The 20,583-nt window shown below is 54.9% G+C and carries 21 protein-coding genes; 6 read left to right on the forward strand and 15 right to left on the reverse strand.

Features of this window, described 5'->3' with window-relative positions:
• From FDP13_RS10145 to FDP13_RS10180, 8 genes are all read right to left on the reverse strand, one after another.
• On the reverse strand, positions 1-743 hold a 743-nt coding region (locus tag FDP13_RS10145), incomplete at its 3' end, for an elongation factor Tu (RefSeq protein WP_143839374.1).
• A gap of 89 nt (positions 744-832) precedes the next feature.
• Positions 833-2,947: an elongation factor G gene (fusA, locus tag FDP13_RS10150; protein ID WP_143839375.1), complete on the reverse strand. Its 2,115-nt coding sequence runs from the start codon at positions 2,945-2,947 to the stop codon at positions 833-835.
• A gap of 91 nt (positions 2,948-3,038) precedes the next feature.
• Positions 3,039-3,509: a 30S ribosomal protein S7 gene (gene rpsG, locus FDP13_RS10155; RefSeq protein WP_012768096.1), complete on the reverse strand. Its 471-nt coding sequence runs from the start codon at positions 3,507-3,509 to the stop codon at positions 3,039-3,041.
• 96 nt (positions 3,510-3,605) lie between these two features.
• The gene (rpsL, locus tag FDP13_RS10160; RefSeq protein WP_012768095.1) at positions 3,606-3,980 is read right to left on the reverse strand and encodes a 30S ribosomal protein S12; all 375 of its coding nucleotides are present in this window, start codon (positions 3,978-3,980) and stop codon (positions 3,606-3,608) included.
• Positions 3,981-4,113: 133 nt separating this feature from the next.
• Positions 4,114-4,401: a sulfurtransferase complex subunit TusB gene (gene tusB / locus FDP13_RS10165; protein WP_027710757.1), complete on the reverse strand. Its 288-nt coding sequence runs from the start codon at positions 4,399-4,401 to the stop codon at positions 4,114-4,116.
• Positions 4,402-4,412: 11 nt separating this feature from the next.
• Positions 4,413-4,772: a sulfurtransferase complex subunit TusC gene (gene tusC, locus FDP13_RS10170; protein WP_012768093.1), complete on the reverse strand. Its 360-nt coding sequence runs from the start codon at positions 4,770-4,772 to the stop codon at positions 4,413-4,415.
• A 16-nt stretch (positions 4,773-4,788) separates the two neighbouring features.
• Positions 4,789-5,178 (reverse strand): sulfurtransferase complex subunit TusD, encoded by a 390-nt coding sequence (gene tusD, locus FDP13_RS10175; RefSeq protein ID WP_012768092.1) that lies wholly within the window; start codon positions 5,176-5,178, stop codon positions 4,789-4,791.
• The gene (locus FDP13_RS10180; RefSeq protein WP_012768091.1) at positions 5,178-5,900 is read right to left on the reverse strand and encodes a transcriptional regulator; all 723 of its coding nucleotides are present in this window, start codon (positions 5,898-5,900) and stop codon (positions 5,178-5,180) included. The genes tusD and FDP13_RS10180 overlap by 1 nt, the downstream gene beginning before the upstream one ends.
• Before the next feature lie 183 nt (positions 5,901-6,083).
• Here FDP13_RS10180 and eptA point away from each other — a divergent pair, with 183 nt between their 5' ends.
• From eptA to pmrB, 3 genes are read left to right on the forward strand one after another with little or no spacing between them, the layout of a single operon-like run.
• Positions 6,084-7,727 (forward strand): phosphoethanolamine transferase EptA, encoded by a 1,644-nt coding sequence (eptA, locus tag FDP13_RS10185; protein WP_143839376.1) that lies wholly within the window; start codon positions 6,084-6,086, stop codon positions 7,725-7,727.
• Positions 7,724-8,422, forward strand: a complete 699-nt coding sequence (pmrA, locus tag FDP13_RS10190) for a two-component system response regulator PmrA (RefSeq protein ID WP_012768089.1) — start codon at positions 7,724-7,726, stop codon at positions 8,420-8,422. The genes eptA and pmrA overlap by 4 nt, the downstream gene beginning before the upstream one ends.
• Positions 8,419-9,576 carry a two-component system sensor histidine kinase PmrB gene (pmrB, locus tag FDP13_RS10195; protein WP_143839377.1) on the forward strand — a complete coding sequence of 386 codons (1,158 nt, stop codon included), beginning with the start codon at positions 8,419-8,421 and terminating at the stop codon, positions 9,574-9,576. The genes pmrA and pmrB overlap by 4 nt, the downstream gene beginning before the upstream one ends.
• Before the next feature lie 125 nt (positions 9,577-9,701).
• Here the strand turns inward: pmrB and fkpA are convergent, their stop codons facing one another.
• On the reverse strand, positions 9,702-10,553 hold the full coding sequence (gene fkpA, locus FDP13_RS10200; RefSeq protein ID WP_143839378.1) for an FKBP-type peptidyl-prolyl cis-trans isomerase: 852 nt from the start codon (positions 10,551-10,553) through the stop codon (positions 9,702-9,704).
• A gap of 212 nt (positions 10,554-10,765) precedes the next feature.
• Between fkpA and FDP13_RS10205 the strand changes: the two genes are divergently transcribed.
• Positions 10,766-10,984: a protein SlyX gene (locus FDP13_RS10205; RefSeq protein WP_012768086.1), complete on the forward strand. Its 219-nt coding sequence runs from the start codon at positions 10,766-10,768 to the stop codon at positions 10,982-10,984.
• Between the two features lie 18 nt (positions 10,985-11,002).
• Here the strand turns inward: FDP13_RS10205 and FDP13_RS10210 are convergent, their stop codons facing one another.
• Both FDP13_RS10210 and FDP13_RS10215 read right to left on the reverse strand, forming a co-directional pair.
• Positions 11,003-12,046 (reverse strand): AraC family transcriptional regulator, encoded by a 1,044-nt coding sequence (locus FDP13_RS10210; protein WP_143839380.1) that lies wholly within the window; start codon positions 12,044-12,046, stop codon positions 11,003-11,005.
• A gap of 150 nt (positions 12,047-12,196) precedes the next feature.
• A complete protein-coding gene (locus tag FDP13_RS10215) occupies positions 12,197-13,213 on the reverse strand; it encodes a phosphotransferase enzyme family protein (protein ID WP_143839382.1) in 1,017 nt (338 codons plus the stop codon).
• A 410-nt stretch (positions 13,214-13,623) separates the two neighbouring features.
• Here FDP13_RS10215 and eat point away from each other — a divergent pair, with 410 nt between their 5' ends.
• Positions 13,624-15,006, forward strand: coding sequence for an ethanolamine permease (gene eat / locus FDP13_RS10220; protein ID WP_143839383.1), 1,383 nt, complete (start codon positions 13,624-13,626; stop codon positions 15,004-15,006).
• Between the two features lie 91 nt (positions 15,007-15,097).
• On the opposite strand, the gene slyD is transcribed toward eat, so the two are convergent.
• The 4 genes from slyD to kefG form a co-directional block, all read right to left on the reverse strand.
• Entirely contained in the window at positions 15,098-15,676 is a 579-nt protein-coding gene (gene slyD, locus FDP13_RS10225; RefSeq protein ID WP_012768082.1) for a peptidylprolyl isomerase, read from the reverse strand.
• Positions 15,677-15,864: 188 nt separating this feature from the next.
• Entirely contained in the window at positions 15,865-16,059 is a 195-nt protein-coding gene (locus FDP13_RS10230) for a YheV family putative zinc ribbon protein (protein WP_012768081.1), read from the reverse strand.
• A gap of 58 nt (positions 16,060-16,117) precedes the next feature.
• Complete coding sequence (gene kefB / locus FDP13_RS10235) at positions 16,118-17,932, reverse strand: glutathione-regulated potassium-efflux system protein KefB (protein ID WP_012768080.1); 1,815 nt, start codon at positions 17,930-17,932, stop codon at positions 16,118-16,120.
• A 2-nt stretch (positions 17,933-17,934) separates the two neighbouring features.
• Positions 17,935-18,486, reverse strand: coding sequence for a glutathione-regulated potassium-efflux system ancillary protein KefG (gene kefG, locus FDP13_RS10240; RefSeq protein ID WP_012768079.1), 552 nt, complete (start codon positions 18,484-18,486; stop codon positions 17,935-17,937).
• Between the two features lie 123 nt (positions 18,487-18,609).
• On the opposite strand from kefG, the gene FDP13_RS10245 reads away from it, so the two are divergent.
• Positions 18,610-20,529 carry an ABC transporter ATP-binding protein gene (locus FDP13_RS10245; RefSeq protein ID WP_143839384.1) on the forward strand — a complete coding sequence of 640 codons (1,920 nt, stop codon included), beginning with the start codon at positions 18,610-18,612 and terminating at the stop codon, positions 20,527-20,529.
• The last annotated feature ends 54 nt before the right edge of the window (positions 20,530-20,583 follow it).

A 20,583-nucleotide genomic window follows, 5' to 3' on the forward strand; every position in this document is an offset into this window, starting at 1 on the left:
ATACCCACGATTTCCACTTCTTCACCCACTTTCACGATACCGCGCTCTACACGACCGGTCACAACTGTACCACGGCCAGAGATAGAGAATACGTCTTCGATCGGCAGCAGGAACGGCTTGTCAATCGCACGCTCCGGTTCCGGAATGTAGCTGTCCAGTGCTTCGGCCAGTTCGATGATTTTCGCTTCCCACTCGGCTTCGCCTTCCAGCGCTTTCAGCGCGGAACCGCGGATAACCGGCGTGTCGTCGCCCGGGAAGTCGTACTGAGACAGCAGCTCACGCACTTCCATCTCAACCAGTTCCAGCAGCTCTTCGTCATCAACCATGTCGCATTTGTTCAGGAACACGATGATGAACGGAACACCTACCTGACGACCCAGCAGGATGTGCTCACGGGTCTGCGGCATCGGGCCGTCAGTCGCAGCAACAACCAGGATCGCGCCGTCCATCTGGGCAGCACCGGTGATCATGTTTTTCACGTAGTCGGCGTGCCCTGGGCAGTCAACATGCGCGTAGTGACGGGTCGGGGTATCGTATTCAACGTGAGAGGTGTTGATGGTGATACCACGTGCTTTTTCTTCCGGCGCGTTGTCGATCTGGTCGAATGCACGAGCCTGGCCACCGTAGGTTTTTGCCAGAACGGTAGTGATGGCAGCGGTCAGCGTTGTTTTACCATGGTCAACGTGGCCGATAGTACCGACGTTAACGTGCGGTTTTGTACGTTCAAATTTTTCTTTAGACACGGCTATATTCCTTACTCAAATGCTCTCCCCTGATGGAGAGAGCACGGGATCAATGTTTTGTTAAACCTAAGTAACTTACTATAGGTTTATTACTTACGACGGGCTTCAATAACGGCCTGGGCTACGTTGTTCGGCGCATCATCGTACTTCAGGAACTCCATGGAGTAAGAAGCACGACCTTTGGTCAGAGAGCGCAGCTGAGTTGCATATCCGAACATTTCAGACAGCGGAACTTCAGCGTGAATCACAACGCCAGTTACGTTGGATTCTTGACCACGCAGCATACCACGACGACGGCTCAAGTCACCGATGACGTCACCCGTGTTCTCTTCCGGCGTTTCTACTTCAACCTTCATGATCGGCTCAAGCAGAACAGGATTCGCTTTACCGAACGCGGCTTTAAAGGCAATAGAAGCAGCCAGTTTAAACGCCAGCTCGGAGGAGTCAACGTCATGGTAAGAACCGAAGTGCAGACGCACGCCGAGATCCACTACCGGGAAGCCAGCCAACGGACCCGCTTTCAGCTGTTCCTGGATGCCTTTGTCAACAGCCGGAATGTATTCACCAGGAATCACGCCGCCTTTAATATCGTTGACGAACTCGTAACCTTTCGGATTCGAGCCCGGCTCCAGCGGGTACATGTCGATAACAACATGACCGTACTGACCACGACCACCAGACTGCTTGGCGTGTTTACCTTCAACGTCGGTAACTTTAGAACGAATCGCTTCACGGTAAGCAACCTGCGGTTTACCCACATTTGCTTCTACGTTGAATTCGCGCTTCATACGGTCAACGATGATGTCCAGGTGCAGTTCACCCATACCTGCAATGATGGTCTGGTTGGATTCTTCATCAGTCCATACGCGGAAAGACGGGTCTTCTTTAGCCAGACGGCCCAGAGCCAGACCCATTTTTTCCTGGTCGGCTTTGGTTTTCGGTTCTACAGCGATGGAGATAACCGGTTCCGGGAATTCCATACGCTCCAGAATGATCGGATGATCCGGGTTACACAGGGTATCACCGGTGATCACGTCTTTCAGACCGATCGCAGCCGCGATATCACCGGCGCGAACTTCTTTAATTTCTTCACGTTTGTTAGCGTGCATCTGAACGATACGGCCAAAACGCTCGCGCTCAGATTTTACTGAGTTCAGTACGGTGTCGCCGGAGTTAACTACGCCGGAGTACACGCGGAAGAACGTCAGGTTGCCCACAAACGGGTCGGTTGCGATTTTGAACGCCAGAGCAGAGAACGGCTCGTCGTCGCTGGCATGACGCTCAGCAGGCGTATCTTTACCGTCATCCAGCATACCCTTGATTGCCGGAACATCGGTCGGCGCAGGCAGGTAATCGATAACGGCGTCCAACATTGCCTGAACACCTTTGTTCTTGAACGCAGAACCACAGGTAACCAGAATGATTTCGTTGTTCAGCACGCGCTGGCGCAGTGCTTTTTTGATCTCTTCCTCGGTCAGCTCTTCGCCGCCCAGGTATTTTTCCATCAGATCTTCAGAAGCTTCAGCTGCGGATTCGATCAGATTCTGGTGCCATTCAGCGGCCAGATCCTGCATGTCAGCTGGGATATCTTCGTAAACGAAGGTAGTACCCTGATCAGCTTCGTTCCAGTTGATGGCTTTCATTTTCACCAGGTCAACGACACCAGTGAAGTTTTCTTCTGCGCCAATAGCCAGCTGCAACGGAACCGGGATCGCACCTAGACGGACTTTGATCTGATCAACAACTTTCAGGAAGTTCGCGCCCATACGGTCCATTTTGTTAACGAACGCAATACGCGGAACTTTATATTTGTTCGCCTGACGCCATACGGTTTCAGACTGCGGCTGAACACCACCTACCGCACAGTAAACCATAACTGCGCCATCCAGAACACGCATGGAACGTTCTACTTCGATGGTGAAGTCAACGTGTCCCGGGGTGTCGATGATGTTGATGCGATGCGGTTCATACTGCTTAGCCATACCAGACCAGAAGGCAGTGGTCGCAGCGGAGGTAATAGTAATACCACGCTCCTGCTCCTGCTCCATCCAGTCCATAGTAGCGGCGCCATCATGAACTTCACCGATTTTGTGGTTCACACCGGTGTAGAACAGAATACGTTCAGTAGTGGTGGTTTTACCGGCGTCGATATGTGCGCTGATACCGATATTACGATAGCGCGCAATGGGTGTTGTACGAGCCATTTGTTTCCTCTATTCCTAGGGCGTTCAAAGTAGTAAACCCGGGCGGGTCAACTGTTGAGCGCCCGCCAGGGTATTAACGTCTACGCAGGGATTACCAGCGGTAGTGAGCGAACGCCTTGTTGGCTTCAGCCATACGGTGAACGTCTTCACGTTTCTTCACAGCAGTACCTTTGTTGTCTGCTGCATCAGAAAGTTCGTTCGCCAGGCGCAAAGCCATGGATTTATCACCGCGTTTACGAGCAGCTTCAACGATCCAACGCATAGCCAGAGCATTGCGACGAACCGGACGGACTTCAACCGGAACCTGATAAGTTGAACCACCTACACGGCGGGACTTAACTTCGACAGTCGGACGAACGTTGTCCAGAGCGACTTCGAAAGCTTCCAGCTCGCTTTTACCAGAACGCTGAGCCAGGGTCTCCAGCGCGGTATAGACGATTGCTTCTGCAGTAGATTTTTTACCATCTACCATCAGGATATTGACAAATTTAGCCAGCAGTTCTGATCCGAACTTCGGATCCGGCAGAATTTTACGCTGACCAATGACGCGACGACGTGGCATGGAAATACTCCGTTGTTAATTCAGGATTGTCCAAAACTCTACGAGTTTAGTTTGACATTAAAGTTAAAACGTTTGGCCTTACTTAACGGAGAACCATTAAGCCTTCGGCTTCTTCACGCCGTATTTGGAGCGGGATTGCTTACGGTCTTTAACACCAGAGCAGTCCAGCGCGCCGCGGACGGTGTGGTAACGCACACCTGGCAGGTCTTTAACACGACCGCCACGGATCAGGATCACGGAGTGTTCCTGCAGGTTATGACCTTCACCGCCGATATAGGAGGTAACTTCAAAACCGTTGGTTAAACGAACACGGCAAACTTTACGCAGTGCGGAGTTCGGTTTTTTCGGGGTGGTGGTATATACACGGGTACATACGCCACGTTTCTGCGGGCAGGCTTCCAGCGCCGGAACGTTGCTTTTAGCAACCTTCAGGGAGCGCGGCTTGCGAACCAGCTGGTTAATTGTTGCCATTCAAAAAGCTCCTGGTTTTTGCTTCGTAAACACGTAATAAATCACCCCATGACTTTGACAGAGGCAAAGTATGAGGACGCAGAATTTTAGGGCTGGCCGGGTAAGGAGTCAAGAAATATACAAAAAGGCGAAATCACCAGGCCAGTTGCCGGGAATGCAGGGCAGTTAATTGCACGAATTGAGTATAGTCAATCAGTACAACTGTGGTAGAAATTTGACCAGAAAGTCCGCGTGCCGCAACATCCTCTTGCAAGGCATAAACCGGTACGCCGGAAGTCAGTATGCGTTCGTTGACGGAGACACCGCTCAACGCAGCAATCACGCCATCCTGTAATAACAAAATAACGTCGCCCTCGCCGATATTACGCAGCAAGGCATCCAGATCGGTATGGTAAGGCGAATGCGCCAGAGTATGCAGCATAGGGTCACCGGTCAAAAGGTCAGCACAGTATCGTAAGTATTGAGCATTGCGCGCAGCGCATCGGCAGCCAGCGGCTCTACATCCAGTACCCAGCGGGTTTCCACAGGCAATCCACGCTGGCGCAGCGACGCCTCGCAGACATAACAGCGCTCGATGTCGTACAACGGCAGCACCCCGAACGTCGCAATATAGTTGCGCATCAGAATCAAGTCTGGCTGTTGGTTGGGGAGAAGCTGAAATACGCCGTCAGAGATAAAGAAGACCCCGATATCCTCGGTCAGCGCCGACATGGCCAGCAGCGCATCCAGCCCTTCCCGGCCCGAGGCCGAGCCATGAGGCGCCTGGGTAAATACAAAAGCAACGCGCTTCATCTTATGTTTCCCGCGACTAAAACTGGACGACGCGATCACAGCGCAGTATCGACTGCGACAGCTCGCCTAATCCACTCAAAGTAAACCCTGGCTGGAGATTCGCCCCCGGTAGATGCAGTTGCTCCGCTTGCTGCGCATCCGTCACGCCGCGACGCAACGCGGCCGCCACACACACGTTCAGTGCTACCTGATGCGTCTGCGCCAGTTGCTGCCAGGCGCGCACCAGATCAAACTCGTCGTTGGCCGGCGCAGTGAACTGATTGGCGTTCAGCACCCCTTCACGGTAGAAGAAAACGCTCTGCAGGCGATACCCTTGCGCCACTAAAGCCTGCGCAAACTGAAACGCGCTGCTGGCTTGCTGTGTTCCGTAGGCAGGGCCGGTCACCAACAGGCAATAACTCAGCATTAACGATCGTGCCCGCTGAAATCGCCGCTTTTAAACTGGCGGATATATAAATAGACGGTGTGCTTGGAAATATTCAGCCGATCGGCCACCTGATTGATGGCATCCTTGATATCAAAGATGCCTTTTTCATAAAGATTAAGCACTATCTGGCGGTTCTTGGCATTGTTGGAGACATTGCGATCGGCATTCACTTCTTCAATAGTGAACTCCAGCGTCTGCGCCACCAGCTCATCCACCGACGAGGCAAAGTTGACGGAAGACGCCACTTCCTTGATTTCAGGCGGCAGGAAGGTTTGCATGATCTGCGAGAAGGGGACGTCGAGATTCATATTGATGCACAATAGTCCGATAACGCGCTGCTCGCGATTACGAATGGCAATGGTTACCGACTTCATCAATACGCCGCTTTTGGCGCGGGTGAAATACGCTCGGGAAACGCTGCTGTCTTCGCCTGCCATATCATGCAACATGCGTAATGCCAGATCGGTAATGGGTGAGCCGATTTTGCGTCCAGTGTGCTCGCCGTTGGCGATGCGGACCGCTGAACATTTCAGGTCGTCCAGCGAGTGCAAGACTATCTCGCAATGATCGCCAATCAGCATCGCCAGGCCGTCAACCACGGCTTCATACGATTTCAGGATTTCATAATCCGTCTGCATGAACGGACGTTGGTCCAGCAAATCAAGGTCATTGGATTCGCCATTAACAAGCGAAGTAGACATGGCAGGCACCACCCTCAACGTCATTTATCATCGTATTGACAAGATTGTCAGTTTACCAAATAACCCTTGTGTCGTCCTTTGTATTTCGAGACCGGCGGGGTGTTTTCCTTCTTAAGGTTGAGTTAATTTATGGGGTTTAGAGTGCGACACATCATACTTTCTCGCATGGATGGCTTGCCTGCAATGTTCAAAATTCCCCTTATCTCCCGCCCTACCTGGAGCTGCTTTACTTATAATCTGGTATTCGCTACGTTCATCACTCTGATACAGAATATCGCCTATTATCGCCAGGTCTCACACCTGGTCGCGGTCGAATCCTGGCGGGACGGGTTATTTCTCGCCACCATGCCTATCGTTATTTTCGCCGTACTGAATATCCTGTTCACGTTACTGATTATCCGCTGGTTGCGTCAGGGAGTGGTCGCCCTGCTGCTCATCGGCGGCGCGGCAGTACAGTATTTCATGATTAATTACGGCATCATTATTGACCGCACCATGATGCAGAACGTGTTCGAAACCAACATGGCGGAATCCATGGCGCTGGTGACGCCGCAATATCTGTTATGGCTGACGCTGCTGGGTATCGTTCCGGCGATTGGCGCGTTGTGGATTAAGATTCGGCCGACGCCGCTAAGCTGGATAGCGGTCGGCTCCCGCGTATTCAGCATCATGATGTCGATTGTCGCTATTCTGCTGGTCGCCACGTTTTTCTATAAAGATTACGCCTCGCTGATGCGAAATAACAAAGAACTGGTGAAGTCGCTAACGCCCAGCAATATTATTCTCGCCGGCATCTCGTATTATCGTCATCACGCTCAGGCGAATTTGCCGTTGGTACAAATCGGGTTGGATGCGCATAAAAATTCACCGTCAACCGGCGATGGCAAAAAGAATCTGGTGATTCTGGTGGTGGGAGAAACCTCGCGCGCCGAGAATTTTGCCCTCGGCGGCTACAGCAAACCCAATAACCCGCGCCTGACCAACGACAACGTTATCTATTTCAAACAGACGTCGTCTTGCGGCACCGCTACCGGCGTTTCGGTTCCCTGCATGTTTTCCGGTATGCCGCGCACCGGCTATGACGATCAGTTGGCCGCTCATCAGGAAGGATTGCTGGATATACTGCAACGCGCCGGCGTCAGCGTTCGCTGGCAAGATAACGACGGCGGCTGCAAAGACGTCTGTAACCGCGTACCGACTCAAGATGTAACGACCCTGAATCTCCCCGGGCTGTGTATTGACGGCGAGTGTCATGATGAGGCGCTGTTCCAGGGTGTGGATAACTATATCAACCAGTTGAACAATGATGGCATCATCGTACTGCATACCATGGGCAGCCACGGTCCAGCCTATTATCAGCGCTACCCGGAGGCGTTTAGAAAATTCACCCCGACCTGCGATACCAATCAGATCCAGACGTGCTCGCAAGAATCATTAATCAATACTTACGATAATACGATTCTCTACGTAGACTATATTGTTGATAAGGCGATTAATGTCTTGAAAGAGCATCAGGATAAATTTAACACCGCTTTGGTTTACCTCTCCGACCATGGCGAATCACTGGGCGAAGACGGGATTTACCTGCACAGTATGCCGTATGCCGTCGCGCCCACACAACAAACTCATATCCCGATGCTGATGTGGTTTTCCGGCGGCTACCAGCAACAGTTTGCCATCAATGACAGTTGTATGCGCAAACAAGCCGACCAGCAGCGTTTTTCTCAGGACAATCTTTTCCATACCGTTCTGGGCATGTTTAACATTGCGACAAAAGAATATCAGGCGCCGCTTGATATTCTTCAACCGTGTCGGGGCACTTCATGAAACTCTTGATTGTTGAAGATGATGCGTTGTTACAGGAAGGATTATTGCAGGCGATGCGCAACGAGGGTTATGTCTGCGATTGCGCGTCCACGGCCAAAGAAGCAGATGCCCTGATTGCCAGCGCCCACTACAGCCTGGTCGTACTGGATTTAGGCTTACCGGACGAAGACGGCCTCACCTTGCTTGGCCGTTGGCGCCGAAACCATTACCAGCAACCGGTGTTGATCCTCACCGCGCGGGATACGGTGGACGACCGCGTAACCGGGCTGGACGTCGGCGCAGACGATTACATGATCAAACCCTTTGCGCTGAGCGAGTTTCAGGCTCGCGTGCGTGCATTAATCCGTCGACATCAGGGATCCAGCGATAGCTGGATTCGGGTGGACAACATTACGCTCGATCTCAACAATCAGCAGGTCATGCTGGACGACAAACCGATCGTACTGACGCCGAAGGAGTTCGCCATTTTATCGCGCCTTATCCTCAAGGCCGGTTCGCAGGTACACCGCGAAGTATTGCATCAGGATCTTTACAGCTGGGATGATGACCCGTCGTCGAATTCGCTGGAAGTACACATCCACAACCTGCGGCAAAAGATCGGCAAGAATCGCATTAAAACGCTGCGCGGTTTCGGTTACTTGCTGACCAAGGACGACCAATCCAAAGACGAACAATCCAGGGAGGAGCAGCCATGAGTCAAATCTCTCATTCCGCCCCATTCGAGCACACGGCAAGCATTCGTACCCGGCTTATCCTGACGTTAGGCTGCATCCTTTTAGCCTGCCAGTTGATCAGCGTAATCTGGCTTTGGCATGAGAGCAAAGAGCAGATCGAACTGCTGGTAGAACAAACCCTGACCGCCAAATCTCTGGGTGGCGATATTGACTTCGAGATTAACGAGGCCATCGCCTCATTAAGTCTTCCCAGCCTGGTGATGATTATCGCGTCGCTGGTGATGTGTACTCATGCGGTTAACCGTATCACTCGTCCACTCATTACGCTGCAGGAAGAACTGCACAACCGCACGGCGGAAAATCTTGAACCGCTCCAGCAACGCAGCGATGTGACCGAAGTGGCGGCGGTCATCGCCAGCATGAATCAATTATTCATACGTTTTAGCGAATCACTGCGCCGCGATCGGCTGTTCGCCTCGAATGTCGCGCATGAGTTGCGTACCCCGCTGGCAGGCATCCGGCTCAGTCTGGAATTACATGAACAAACGCACCATATCGACTGCCAGCCATTAATCAAGCGCGTCGACCACCTGACCAAAACCATTGAACAGTTGCTGTTGCTGGCCCGTGTCGGCAACGAACTTGCCGCCGGCCACTACGAGTCGGTGTCGTTGGTCGACGATGTGATTACGCCGAAGCGGGAAGAGTTGGAGGAAATGGCGGCCACTCGTCACCAACGGCTCGACTGGCAGTCAGATTTTCAGGACGGCAACGTCCCCGGTAACGCCACACTACTACAGTTGTTGGTGCGCAATCTGGTAGAGAATGCCTATCGATACAGCCCGGAACACAGCACGATTAGCATCAAAATCACCGACTTCCCTGACGGCGGCTGTGAATTGATCGTTGCAGATGAGGGCGCAGGCATCAACGAATCGCAGGTGGGGGAATTGACCAAAGCGTTTGTGCGCCTGGACACACGCTATGGCGGCATCGGACTTGGGCTGAGCATCGTGACCCGCATCGTGCAGTTACACCACGGCGAATTCTTCCTAGAAAACCGGCGTGATCGTACCGGTACTCAGGCCCGCGTGGTGTTCCGACAACGTACGGATGATACGTGCAACGACGAAGAGAGTGACCTCGAAGCCCTCGCTGACAATCGCACGGCATGACCGCTTTCACTGACCAACCCAACCACGATCTTTGACGCTGTTTTACCACAAAAAAATACCGCCGACTCGCATGAGCGGCGGTATCGCAATCGGGTGCTGGCGCCACCCTCGGCGGCAACCATCGATTACTGAGCGGCTTTCTTCGCCTTGTCGTCAGCCGGCTTTTCCGCTTTCGGCGCAGCGCCTTTCGCGTCGGCATCGGATTTGATGTCCAGCAGTTCAACGTCGAACACCAGCGTAGAATTCGCCGGGATCCCCGGCACGCCGGCTTCGCCGTAAGCCTGTGCCGGCGGGATTACCAGCTTGATCTTACCGCCTTTCTTCACATGCTTGAGGCCTTCGGTCCAGCCTGGGATCACGCCATCCAGACGGAAAGACAGCGGCTCGCCGCGTTTGTAGGAATTGTCAAACTCGGAACCGTCAACCAGCGCCCCTTTGTAGTTCACAACGACGGTATCGCTGTCTTTAGGCGTCGCGCCGGTCCCTTCCTTTTCTACCTGGTAAAGCAGGCCGGATTCGGTTTTCTTCACACCTTTTTCTTTGGCAAAAGCATCACGGAATTGGGTGCCTTTATCCGCGTTATCTTTGGCGTCCTGCTGCATTTTCGCCTGAGCCGCTTCTTTCACACGGCCTTCAAACGACTGCAGGGTTTTTTCAATTTCTTCGTCAGACAATTTGCTCTTATCGGCGAACGCATCCTGAACACCCAGGATCAACTGCTGTCTGTCCAGCTTGATGCCCAGCTTTTCCTGCTCTTTCAGGGAGTTGTCCATATAGCGACCCAGAGATGCGCCCAGTGCGTACGCTGCCGCTTCTTCATCGCTCTTGAATTTACCGGCCGCGGCTTTCGCTGCGTCTGCCGCGGCAGGGGCCGCCGCCGCATCAGTGGTCTTGGCTGCATCCGCCGCCATAACACCCGTACTCAGCGCCAGTCCCATGGCCGCCGTCAGCAGTGTGACTTTAAACAGTGATTTCATCCATCTCTCCAACATTCGGAGCACCATGCCCCGGCAACATTAACATTTCGCCAGCTACTATAACGTTGCGCGTAAAGACAATACAACGACGTGCCGCACCAGATAGCGAAAAATTCTGAATACCAGGATTTACGCCCGACGGCGTGCGGTTTTACTACCAGAACTTTACACTTTCTGACACACTTTGCGCTCACTGCACGGGAGGAAAAACGATGTCACAGTCACCACTGGAACAACGGCTTGAGTTGCTGGAAAGTCGCCTGGCTTTTCAGGAGGTAACGATTGAGGAATTGAACCACACCGTCGTGCAACACGAGCTGGAAATGACCCGGTTGCGCGAACAGTTACGGTTGTTAACCGAGAAACTTCGGGCGACATCGCCGTCGATGATTGCCTCGCAGGCGGAAGAAACACCGCCGCCGCATTATTGATGCAGGCCCGCAAACGCGCTATGCCTTGCGCCACTGCCGCGGGCTGATGCCAAACCAGCGGCGGAAGGCGCGGGAAAACGCGCTGACTTCAGAGTAGCCCAGCAGGAATGCCATCTCGGAAATCGACAACTGGCGTTGCCGCAAATAATGGGTTGCCATCTCGCAACGCACTTTCTCCACCAACTGAGTGAAAGTCATGCCTTCTTCTTTCAGGCGACGTTGCAGCGACCAGCTCGATAAACCGATATTCTCCGCGACTTCTTCCAGCGCCGGTTCACCTTGCGACAACACCTGGCGCAACCGGGCGCGCGCCAGATCCACCACGCTTTGCTGGGGGGCGTCGTTGTTAAGCCGACGCAGGGCATCCTGCACCACCAGTAATAGCAACGGGTCATGATCCGGCATGGCGCGCATCAGGTCCCGTTTCGGGATCAGCAACGAATTGAACGGCTGGTCAAAATACACCGGCGCATCAAACGCTTTGCAGTGCTCGTGCCACTGCTCGGGGCGCGGATGTTCAAAATGAACTTCCCGCGGCGCCCAGTTCTTTCCTGCCGCATGGCGAATCAGGTTTAACATCATCCCCAACGTCAGTTCCGCATCCTGGCGACAATGCAGGATAGCGCCGTGGCGTACCTGATAATCAAAACGCCAGCAGTCGCCTTTGTCCACCAGGCGAATCAGCGTATCGTGCTGGTGAAAGGGAAAGGCATTGACTACGTTATGCAATGCCTGCTCCAGAGTGGCACTGCATAACCCAACATAGCCTATCAACCCCAACGCCTGCGGTTTGAATTGTCGCCCATAGTGCAACCCGAAATTATCGCAGTCAGAATAACGGGCCGCCTCTTCCAGCACCCGGCAATAATTCACCAGTCCGACGCTGAGCGTCGGGCAGGCCAGCATTTCCGGGTCAATACCGCTGATGCCAAGAATGCGATCCGCATCGCCGCCTTTTTCACCGATGAAGTCGGTCAGCCCCGATGCGGCGGCAGCCAGAACCCCCCGGTGCCCGATGGATAACTCGGCGACCGGCGGCAACCGAAAAGACGTGGTTTCCATGATTTCTGCCTCACACAACCTACTCAATGCCGTAAACCTGCAAATTCCATACCATTCGCAAGTGACTGATTTAACGGTTGTCGTAAGGTAAAGCAGCACCATGGCGATCCCATGGTGCGCTGTCGTGGTGCAGTAAACGCACGGCGGCGCTCAGGCTCCCACCGGCAAAGTCTCTTTCTCCAGATAGCGACGACACAACCGCACGGTGTGATCGCTCCAGTCCACACCCAGACTGATGGCCTGTTCCGTCTGGCTGTGCGATCCCGCCCACGCCATCAACTGAATACGACGCTGAATCAGCAACGATGGGATTACCGCACGGTCCACCTCGCCGAGCGGGCAAACTTTCTGGTAGCCGCTGAGCCACCCCTCCACCCATGCTGGCGCACTGGGATGATGCTCCACAAAGCTGATCGCCGCCGCCAGATCGTGCAGATACCAGCTAAAACCACAATCATCAAAATCAATCACCCGGGTTTCGCCGTTTTGCAGCAGCAGGTTGGTCAGGCGCAAATCCGCATGAATCAAACCATAACGCTGGCGATCTTTACCGTAGTGCGCCAGCGCCTGACGCACCTGCGCCAGCGTTTCTTCGATAATGCCATGATCATGCGCTTTCAGATTGGGGGCATCTTGCCAGCGCCCCCAGTGTCCTTGCGGGCCGACCATGGTGTCATGATCCCAGACCAGCCGACGAAAACCGGCCGGTCGTTCCCAACGGCGGCTGTGCTGATGCAAACGCGCGGTGATCATACCCAGTTGTTCAAAAGCGGCGGCATCGACGGCGGTGGTCGGCATTTCCCCTTCAATCCAGTGGAACAGCACCACATTGCGCGTAGTGCCATCCGCCATCGTCACCGTTTGCACCGCTTCGCCATCCAGCCCATGGAGCGCCTGCGGTACGGTAATCCCTTCTTCGCGCAGCGCGTCCAGCCAGGCCAGCTCACCGGCGATGTCTTCACGCTGATGGTAACCGGGTCGGTGAATACGCATCGCATAACGTTTACCGCCGGCAATCAGCCGATAGGTGGCGTTTTCCGATCGGCACAGTAGGGTAAGTTCACCTTGTTGCGCCGACGGGTAACGTTGCATCGCCAATGCGGCCAAATGGTCCAGCGTGGTGTTATCAAGGGTATCGTACTGTTCAGCCATAACCTGTTCTGCCATAGGTCTTATCTCATCCTGGGGTTATCTCGGTAGCGGGGGTATCTGGATAAAAGAACCCGCTCAGCCTTCAGGATGTGATCACTCCCGTTACGATGCTTGACGCCGCAATGCCGCAAATTGACCTTACGCGGCACCCGCCAGCCGGATCCTCCCGGTTTGACCGCAGAGCGCAAAAATCTCCATGCGGCTGTCAAGTCGCCGGTGAACCGTCGGCGGCATTATCGAAACCTACAGACCTGCCGGCCGCCGGATGACGATGTTGTTCCGGATAACAATGTTGTTCCGGATAACAATGCTGTTTCGGATAACAATGCTGCTTTCGGTACCGGCAATTCTAACCACATGATTTTCATAAATAGAGGTGATGAAAAGCAGCCGTTTTCATCCCACATTTTGTAGGGGAGACCGTCATGACAATGCAGTTAAAACCCACGCAGTTAAAACCCACCCTGGGTACGCTTCATCTGTGGGGAATTGCCGTCGGCCTGGTGATTTCCGGCGAGTACTTTGGCTGGAGTTACGGCTGGGGCGTGGCGGGAACGCTGGGCTTTCTCGTTACCACGCTGATTATCGCCGCCATGTATACCTGCTTTATTTTTAGCTTTACCGAGCTGACCACCGCCATTCCTCATGCCGGCGGCCCGTTCGCGTATAGCCGTCGCGCCTTTGGCGAAACCGGCGGTCTGATTGCCGGTATGGCGACCTTGATTGAGTTCGTGTTCGCTCCGCCGTCGATCGCCATGGCTATCGGCGCTTATCTCAACGTGCAGTACCCGTCGTTGGACCCGCGCTACGCGGCTACCGGCGCTTATCTGATCTTCATGAGCCTGAACATTTTGGGCGTCAAGCTGGCGGCGATGTTTGAGCTGTTTGTTACCGTGTTGGCGGTCATCGAATTGCTGGTGTTCATGGGCGTCGTCGCGCCGGGTTTCAGCATCAGCCATTTCGTTGCCAACGGCTGGGCCGGCAGCAATGATTTCGGCGGCCCGGCGATTTCGGGTATCTTCGCGGCCATTCCTTTCGCCATCTGGTTCTTTCTGGCAATAGAAGGCGCCGCCATGGCGGCCGAAGAAGCCAAAGACCCACAACGCACCATCCCCAAAGCTTACATCAGCGGTATTATCACGCTGGTAGTGCTGGCGCTCGGGGTGATGATCATGGCCGGCGGCGTCGGCGACTGGCGGACCTTATCCAACATCAACGACCCGCTGCCGCAGGCGATGAAAGCGGTGGTAGGCGAAAACTCCGGCTGGATGCACATGCTGGTGTGGATCGGTCTGTTCGGGCTCATCGCCAGTTTCCACGGCATCATCCTTGGCTATTCGCGTCAGTTCTTCGCGCTGGCTCGCGCCGGCTACCTGCCTGCCGGTCTGGCGAAATTGTCGCGTTTCCAGACACCGCACCGCGCTATTTTGACCGGCGGCGTGATCGGCATCGCCACCATCTTCAGCGACAGTTGGATCAACCTGCAAGGGATGAGCCTGACCGCCGCGATGATCACCATGGCGGTATTCGGCGCCAACGTGATGTACCTGATGAGTATGCTGAGCCTGTTTCGTTTACGTCGTACCGAACCTGAGTTGCATCGTACTTTCCACGCGCCGGGTTATCCGTTCATTCCGGCTGTCGCGCTGGTGCTGTCGGTGGTGTGTCTGATCGCTATGCTGTGGTTCAACCCGGTGATCGGCGGTTTGTTTATTGTGCTGATGCTGGCGGGTTACAGCTATTTCCTGATGACCCGAACCCAGCGCGACAACGCCCCGCAGGACGCCATGCTGGTAGGGAAGGAGTAGCCGACGTTAAACCATCACCACCGCCCAAGGCAGTGGTGATGGGCCGACAAGAAAAAAGGCCGCAAACGCGGCCTTTTCAGGGAAGGGCAAATCAGTGGTGGCAACCACAACCACCGTTACCGCCGCAACCCCCTTTACCGTGTTCATGGTCGTGATCATGGCCGTGGCCGCCGCAGCAACCGTCATGATCGTGGTCATGATCATGCGCACCGTGTACATGACCGTGCGCCAACTCTTCTTCCGTTGCTTCACGGATAGCGACCACTTCTACGTTGAATTTCAGGTTCTGGCCCGCCAGCATGTGGTTACCATCAACCACGACGTGGTCATCCTGTACTTCGGTGATTTCTACCGGTACCGGACCTTGATCGGTATCAGCCAGGAAACGCATTCCGACCTGAAGCTCGTCCACACCGACGAACACGTCTTTCGGCACACGCTGAACCAGATTGTCGTCGTATTCGCCGTAGGCATCGTTAGCGCCGACGCTGACGTCAAAACGCTCGCCCACATCACGGCCTTCCAGCGCTTTTTCCAGACCGGAAATCAGCGAACCATGACCATGCAGATAGTCCAACGGCGCACTCACCGGAGACTCATCAACCAATACACCATCTTCCGTACGTACCTGATAGGCCAGGCTGACCACCAGGTCTTTTGCTACTTTCATGATATCTCCTAGCGTTGGAAATCAATTTTGCGCAAATTGTAGCGGAAAAACGTCCCCATGTATTGCCTGGGATAGTATTGCCTGGGATAAAAGTATTGCCTGGGATAAAAAACCGTCTGGGATAAACACCGCAGATCACAACGCGAATATCCCCACGGCCAGCCGCAATCGCCCACGCCCCTGCCGCCCTATTCAGGCCGAAACAGGCCGATTATCTCGCCGGCGGGCGGCGTGGCGGCCTTAGGCGGCGTTTCCGATTGACTTTGCTGATAGCCGCAGTGCACACACACCACCACGTCATCGTCGCCTTCGCGCCCCACCGCCAGCGTATCCTGCGTATGGCACTTCGGGCACACGGCTCCGGCAATAAAACGTTTACGCATGGTTATTCTCTGTTAGCCTGTTGCATTCGCGGCATACCACGGTACGCCGCACATTCGCCTAGTGTTCTTCGTGTTGGTCCCAGTCATCCGGCCGACGCCGTTCGCGCTGCATTTCTCGCTCAAAGATCTCCTCAAGCTCGCGGCGAGCCTCCTTGACGCGGGAAATCTGCGCCACATCGCCTTGATGCTGAGGCATCAGCTCACGCAGCATACGCATGTCGAGCCGCCGAAAATGCTGTTGCGCCCGGTAAGCCTGATGAGGATGCATCCCTAATGAAACCAGGGTTTTACGTCCCAACTCCAGCGCACTCGAGAATGTTTCGCGCGTGAATTGCGTCACGCCGGCCTTCAGCAACTCATGGGCTTCCACACGGCCGCGGGCCCGCACCAGAATCTCCAGATGAGGAAAATGCTGTTGGCACAAGTGCACAATCGTCATCGAGTGCTCTGGGCTCACACAGGTAATCACGATGGACTGCGCCTGATCCGCGCCGGCGGCGCGCAGGAGTTCGAGCTGGGTCGCATCACCGTAATACACTTTATAGCCATAGGTGCGCATCAAACGCACCGCGCTGATGTCGCGGTCCAACACCGTGATACGCATTTTATTCGCCATCAACAAACGGGCGACAACCTGCCCAAACCGGCCGAATCCCACCACTATCACCTGGGGGCGATCATTCTCGACATAATGCGTTTCATCCTCTTCCTCCGGATGGTTGAAGCGACGCGATAACAGTTTGTCGATAAGCGTCATCAGTAACGGCGTGACCATCATCGACAGCGTGACCGTCACCAGCAACAACGGCAATTGCGAGCCTTTCAAGACCTTGTACGTCGCCGCGGAGGAAAACAGCACAAAGGCAAATTCGCCGCCCTGACTAAGCACCCCGGCAAATTGCAGACGCTCAGAGGAGCGCAACCCGTACAACCACGCCAGCAGATACAGGATTATCCCTTTCACGACGACCAGCATCGCCACGCCCGCCAACACCATCAGAATGTTGGCATACAGCACGCCGAGATTGAGCGACATACCGACCGAGATGAAAAACAGCCCCAGCAGCAGGCCCTTGAACGGTTCAATGGCGATTTCCAGCTCATGGCGGTATTCACTTTCCGCCAGCAGTACGCCCGCAATAAACGTGCCGAGCGCCATCGACAGGCCCAGCGCATCCATGAACAACGCCGACCCCAGCACCAGCAATAGCGAGGCGGCGGTGAACACTTCGCGCACGCCCGACGCAGCGATAAAACGGAACAACGGACGCACCAGATAACGCCCGCCAATCAGCATCCCGCCGAACGCCACGACCTTCAGCCCCACCTGATTCCAGTCATCCAGTTCACCCTGAACCCCGGCCAGCACCGGAATCAGCGCCAACGCCGGGATCACCGCCAGGTCCTGAAACAGCAGCACCGAAAAACCAAGCTGGCCGGACTCGTTGCGGTTCATGCCTTTTTCACGCATCAGTTGCAGCGCGATGGCGGTGGAAGACATCGCCAACCCAATGCCGCCAATCAGCGCCGCCTGCCAGGAAAACCGGCTTAGATATAACACCCCGCCCAGCGCCGCCGCACTCAGCAACACCTGCGCCGCACCGGTGCCGAAAATAGACCGCCGTAATCGCCACAATTTGGCCGGGTCCAGCTCCAGACCGATGATAAACATCAGGAATACCACGCCCAATTCGGAAAAATGCAGGATGGCTTCCACGTCACGGATAAATCCCAGCCCCCACGGGCCGATGGCGATCCCCGCCAGCAAATACCCCAGCACCGCACCAATCCCCAGCCGCGCCGCAATCGGCACCATCAGCACGGCAACAAACAGGAACAGCACCCCGGCGTTCAAGAGAGAAGAGGTTTCCATGTTTAGGGTTCCCCATGCGGAAACGGCGACGTCAGCCAGTTGCTATAGGCTTTAGCCTGTTCGCGTAGCACATCAGGCGGCAAGCGCCGCGCCCAATAGATAACCAGCGGCGACAGCCAGTGCATGTGACACATGGCGGCGGTCATTTCAAAGGGCCTTAAGACTTCATCCATCGTATAACGATTCACACCTGACGCACGGTACACGTCTTGTTGCTCGCCGGTCGTCACCACCGAACGCCAGTACTTTCCGGCCAGCGCATTACCGCCTACCCCGTTGGCAAAACCACGCGTCAACACCCTGTCCAGCCACTCTTTCAGTAATGCCGGGCAACTGTAGGTATAAAGCGGATGCTGAAACACGATCAACTGATGCTCGCGCAGCAACTGCTGCTCATGATGAATATCGATAAAAAAATCAGGGTAGTGAGCGTAAAGATCGTGCACAGTGACATGCCCAAGCTGCCGGGCGGAGTGTAATAACAGCTTATTCGCGACAGAATCCTGAGATTCCGGATGGGCAAACAGCAGCAAAATCTTTGGTGGCTGCGACATCATTCCCCTCCAGGGCGTCGTCATTGCAGGTATTTTCGGCTACCATGCGGTACAGCAATAAACAGGACACGGCAGTCCTGATACCCGATCGTTAATTTAACATATTTGAACATTTGGCGCGTTATGATTGTTTTCTCCTCCTTGCAAATTCGACGCGGTACAAGGGTACTGCTGGACAACGCCACCGCTACCGTCAATCCCGGTCAAAAAGTCGGTCTGGTCGGTAAAAACGGCTGTGGCAAATCAACCCTGTTGTCACTGTTAAAAGGGGAAATCAGCGCCGACGGCGGCAGCGTCACCTTCCCGCAAAACTGGGCGCTGGCATGGGTCAATCAGGAAACCCCGGCGCTGGCGCGTTCGGCTATTGATTACGTGATAGACGGAGACCGCGAATTCCGCCAGTTGGAAGCGGATCTGGATGCGGCGAATGCCCGCAACGACGGCCACGCCATCGCCACACTGCACGGAAAACTGGATGCGATTCAGGCCTGGTCGATACAGTCCCGCGCCGCCAGCCTGCTCAACGGACTGGGCTTTCAGCAAGAACAGTTGCAACGTTCCGTCAGCGATTTTTCCGGCGGCTGGCGTATGCGCCTGAATCTGGCGCAGGCGCTGATTTGCCGTTCCGACTTGTTGCTGCTCGACGAACCCACCAACCATCTGGATCTGGATGCGGTGATCTGGCTGGAGAAATGGCTGAAGAATTATCCCGGCACGCTGGTACTGATCTCCCATGATCGGGATTTCCTCGATCCCATCGCCAACCGGATCCTGCATATTGAGCAGGAAACGCTGTTCGAATACACCGGCAACTACACCTCGTTTGAACAGCAACGCGCTACCCGTCTGGCCCAGCAACAGGCCATGTATCAGCATCAGCAGGAACGGGTCGCCCATCTGCAACACTACATCGACCGTTTTCGCGCCAAAGCCAGTAAAGCGAAACAGGCGCAGAGCCGCATCAAGATGCTGGAACGCATGGAGCTTATCGCTCCGGCGCATGTCGATAACCCGTTTCGCTTTAGTTTTCGTGAACCGGAAGCGTTGCCGAATCCGCTGTTGCGAATGGAAAAAGTCAGCGCCGGCTACGGCGACCGCCTGATTCTGGACTCCATCAAGCTGAATCTGGTGCCTGGTTCGCGCATCGGGTTATTGGGTCACAATGGCGCCGGCAAATCGACGCTCATCAAACTGCTGGCGGGCGAACTTCAGCCGTTCAACGGCGACATCGGGCTGGCCAAAGGCGTGCGCCTCGGTTACTTCGCCCAGCATCAACTGGAGTTTCTGCGTCCCGACGAATCGCCGTTGCAGCACCTAACCCGGCTGGCGGAACGGGAGACCGAACAACAGTTGCGCGACTATCTCGGCGGTTTCGGCTTCCGGGGCGACAAGGTGACCGAATCCACCGAGCGCTTTTCCGGCGGCGAGAAAGCGCGCCTGGTGCTGGCGCTGATCGTCTGGCAGCGCCCTAACCTGTTGCTGCTTGATGAACCGACCAACCATTTGGATCTCGATATGCGTCAGGCGCTGACCGAAGCGTTGATCGACTTCGAAGGCGCGCTGGTGGTGGTGTCTCACGATCGTCACCTGATCCGATCCACCACCGACGATCTCTATCTGGTGCACGACGGCAAGGTCGAGCCGTTCGACGGCGATCTGGAGGATTATCAGCAATGGCTGCTGGATGCGCAGAAGCAGGATAATGCCGGGGATTCCGCCCCCAAAGAAAACGCCGCCAACAGTGCGCAATCGAGAAAAGATCAAAAGCGGCGCGATGCCGAGCTACGCGCGCTGACCCAACCGGTGCGCAAACAGATTACCCAACTGGAACAACAGATGGAGAAACTGCAGGCCGCGCTGACGACAGTAGAAGAACGCCTTGCCGACAGCGCGCTCTATGACGCCAGCCGTAAAAATGAACTGACCGAGTGCCTGCAAAAACAAAGCGCGACCAAGACGGCGCTGGAAAATGCCGAAATGGCCTGGCTGGATGCGCAGGAACAATTGGAACAGTTGCTGCGTGATGCGGAAAGCCAGGGGTAAATCCCGCAGTGATGATAAAACGGCGGGTGCAATAAAACGGCCCGCCGTTCGTTT

This window comes from Dickeya sp. ws52, assembly GCF_007210685.1.
GTDB classification, from domain to species: Bacteria; Pseudomonadota; Gammaproteobacteria; order Enterobacterales; family Enterobacteriaceae; genus Dickeya; species Dickeya chrysanthemi.

What these genes read in the sequence shown, in the direction of transcription:
- fusA (WP_143839375.1), bottom strand. Translation starts at nt 2,947, where the DNA reads ATGGCTCGTACAACACCCATTGCGCGCTATCGTAATATCGGTATCAGC.
- rpsG (WP_012768096.1), bottom strand. Translation starts at nt 3,509, where the DNA reads ATGCCACGTCGTCGCGTCATTGGTCAGCGTAAAATTCTGCCGGATCCG.
- rpsL (WP_012768095.1), bottom strand. Translation starts at nt 3,980, where the DNA reads ATGGCAACAATTAACCAGCTGGTTCGCAAGCCGCGCTCCCTGAAGGTT.
- tusB (WP_027710757.1), bottom strand. Translation starts at nt 4,401, where the DNA reads ATGCTGCATACTCTGGCGCATTCGCCTTACCATACCGATCTGGATGCC.
- tusC (WP_012768093.1), bottom strand. Translation starts at nt 4,772, where the DNA reads ATGAAGCGCGTTGCTTTTGTATTTACCCAGGCGCCTCATGGCTCGGCC.
- tusD (WP_012768092.1), bottom strand. Translation starts at nt 5,178, where the DNA reads ATGCTGAGTTATTGCCTGTTGGTGACCGGCCCTGCCTACGGAACACAG.
- FDP13_RS10180 (WP_012768091.1), bottom strand. Translation starts at nt 5,900, where the DNA reads ATGTCTACTTCGCTTGTTAATGGCGAATCCAATGACCTTGATTTGCTG.
- eptA (WP_143839376.1), top strand. Translation starts at nt 6,084, where the DNA reads ATGTTCAAAATTCCCCTTATCTCCCGCCCTACCTGGAGCTGCTTTACT.
- pmrA (WP_012768089.1), top strand. Translation starts at nt 7,724, where the DNA reads ATGAAACTCTTGATTGTTGAAGATGATGCGTTGTTACAGGAAGGATTA.
- pmrB (WP_143839377.1), top strand. Translation starts at nt 8,419, where the DNA reads ATGAGTCAAATCTCTCATTCCGCCCCATTCGAGCACACGGCAAGCATT.
- fkpA (WP_143839378.1), bottom strand. Translation starts at nt 10,553, where the DNA reads ATGAAATCACTGTTTAAAGTCACACTGCTGACGGCGGCCATGGGACTG.
- FDP13_RS10205 (WP_012768086.1), top strand. Translation starts at nt 10,766, where the DNA reads ATGTCACAGTCACCACTGGAACAACGGCTTGAGTTGCTGGAAAGTCGC.
- FDP13_RS10210 (WP_143839380.1), bottom strand. Translation starts at nt 12,046, where the DNA reads ATGGAAACCACGTCTTTTCGGTTGCCGCCGGTCGCCGAGTTATCCATC.
- FDP13_RS10215 (WP_143839382.1), bottom strand. Translation starts at nt 13,213, where the DNA reads ATGGCAGAACAGGTTATGGCTGAACAGTACGATACCCTTGATAACACC.
- eat (WP_143839383.1), top strand. Translation starts at nt 13,624, where the DNA reads ATGACAATGCAGTTAAAACCCACGCAGTTAAAACCCACCCTGGGTACG.
- slyD (WP_012768082.1), bottom strand. Translation starts at nt 15,676, where the DNA reads ATGAAAGTAGCAAAAGACCTGGTGGTCAGCCTGGCCTATCAGGTACGT.
- FDP13_RS10230 (WP_012768081.1), bottom strand. Translation starts at nt 16,059, where the DNA reads ATGCGTAAACGTTTTATTGCCGGAGCCGTGTGCCCGAAGTGCCATACG.
- kefB (WP_012768080.1), bottom strand. Translation starts at nt 17,932, where the DNA reads ATGGAAACCTCTTCTCTCTTGAACGCCGGGGTGCTGTTCCTGTTTGTT.
- kefG (WP_012768079.1), bottom strand. Translation starts at nt 18,486, where the DNA reads ATGTCGCAGCCACCAAAGATTTTGCTGCTGTTTGCCCATCCGGAATCT.
- FDP13_RS10245 (WP_143839384.1), top strand. Translation starts at nt 18,610, where the DNA reads ATGATTGTTTTCTCCTCCTTGCAAATTCGACGCGGTACAAGGGTACTG.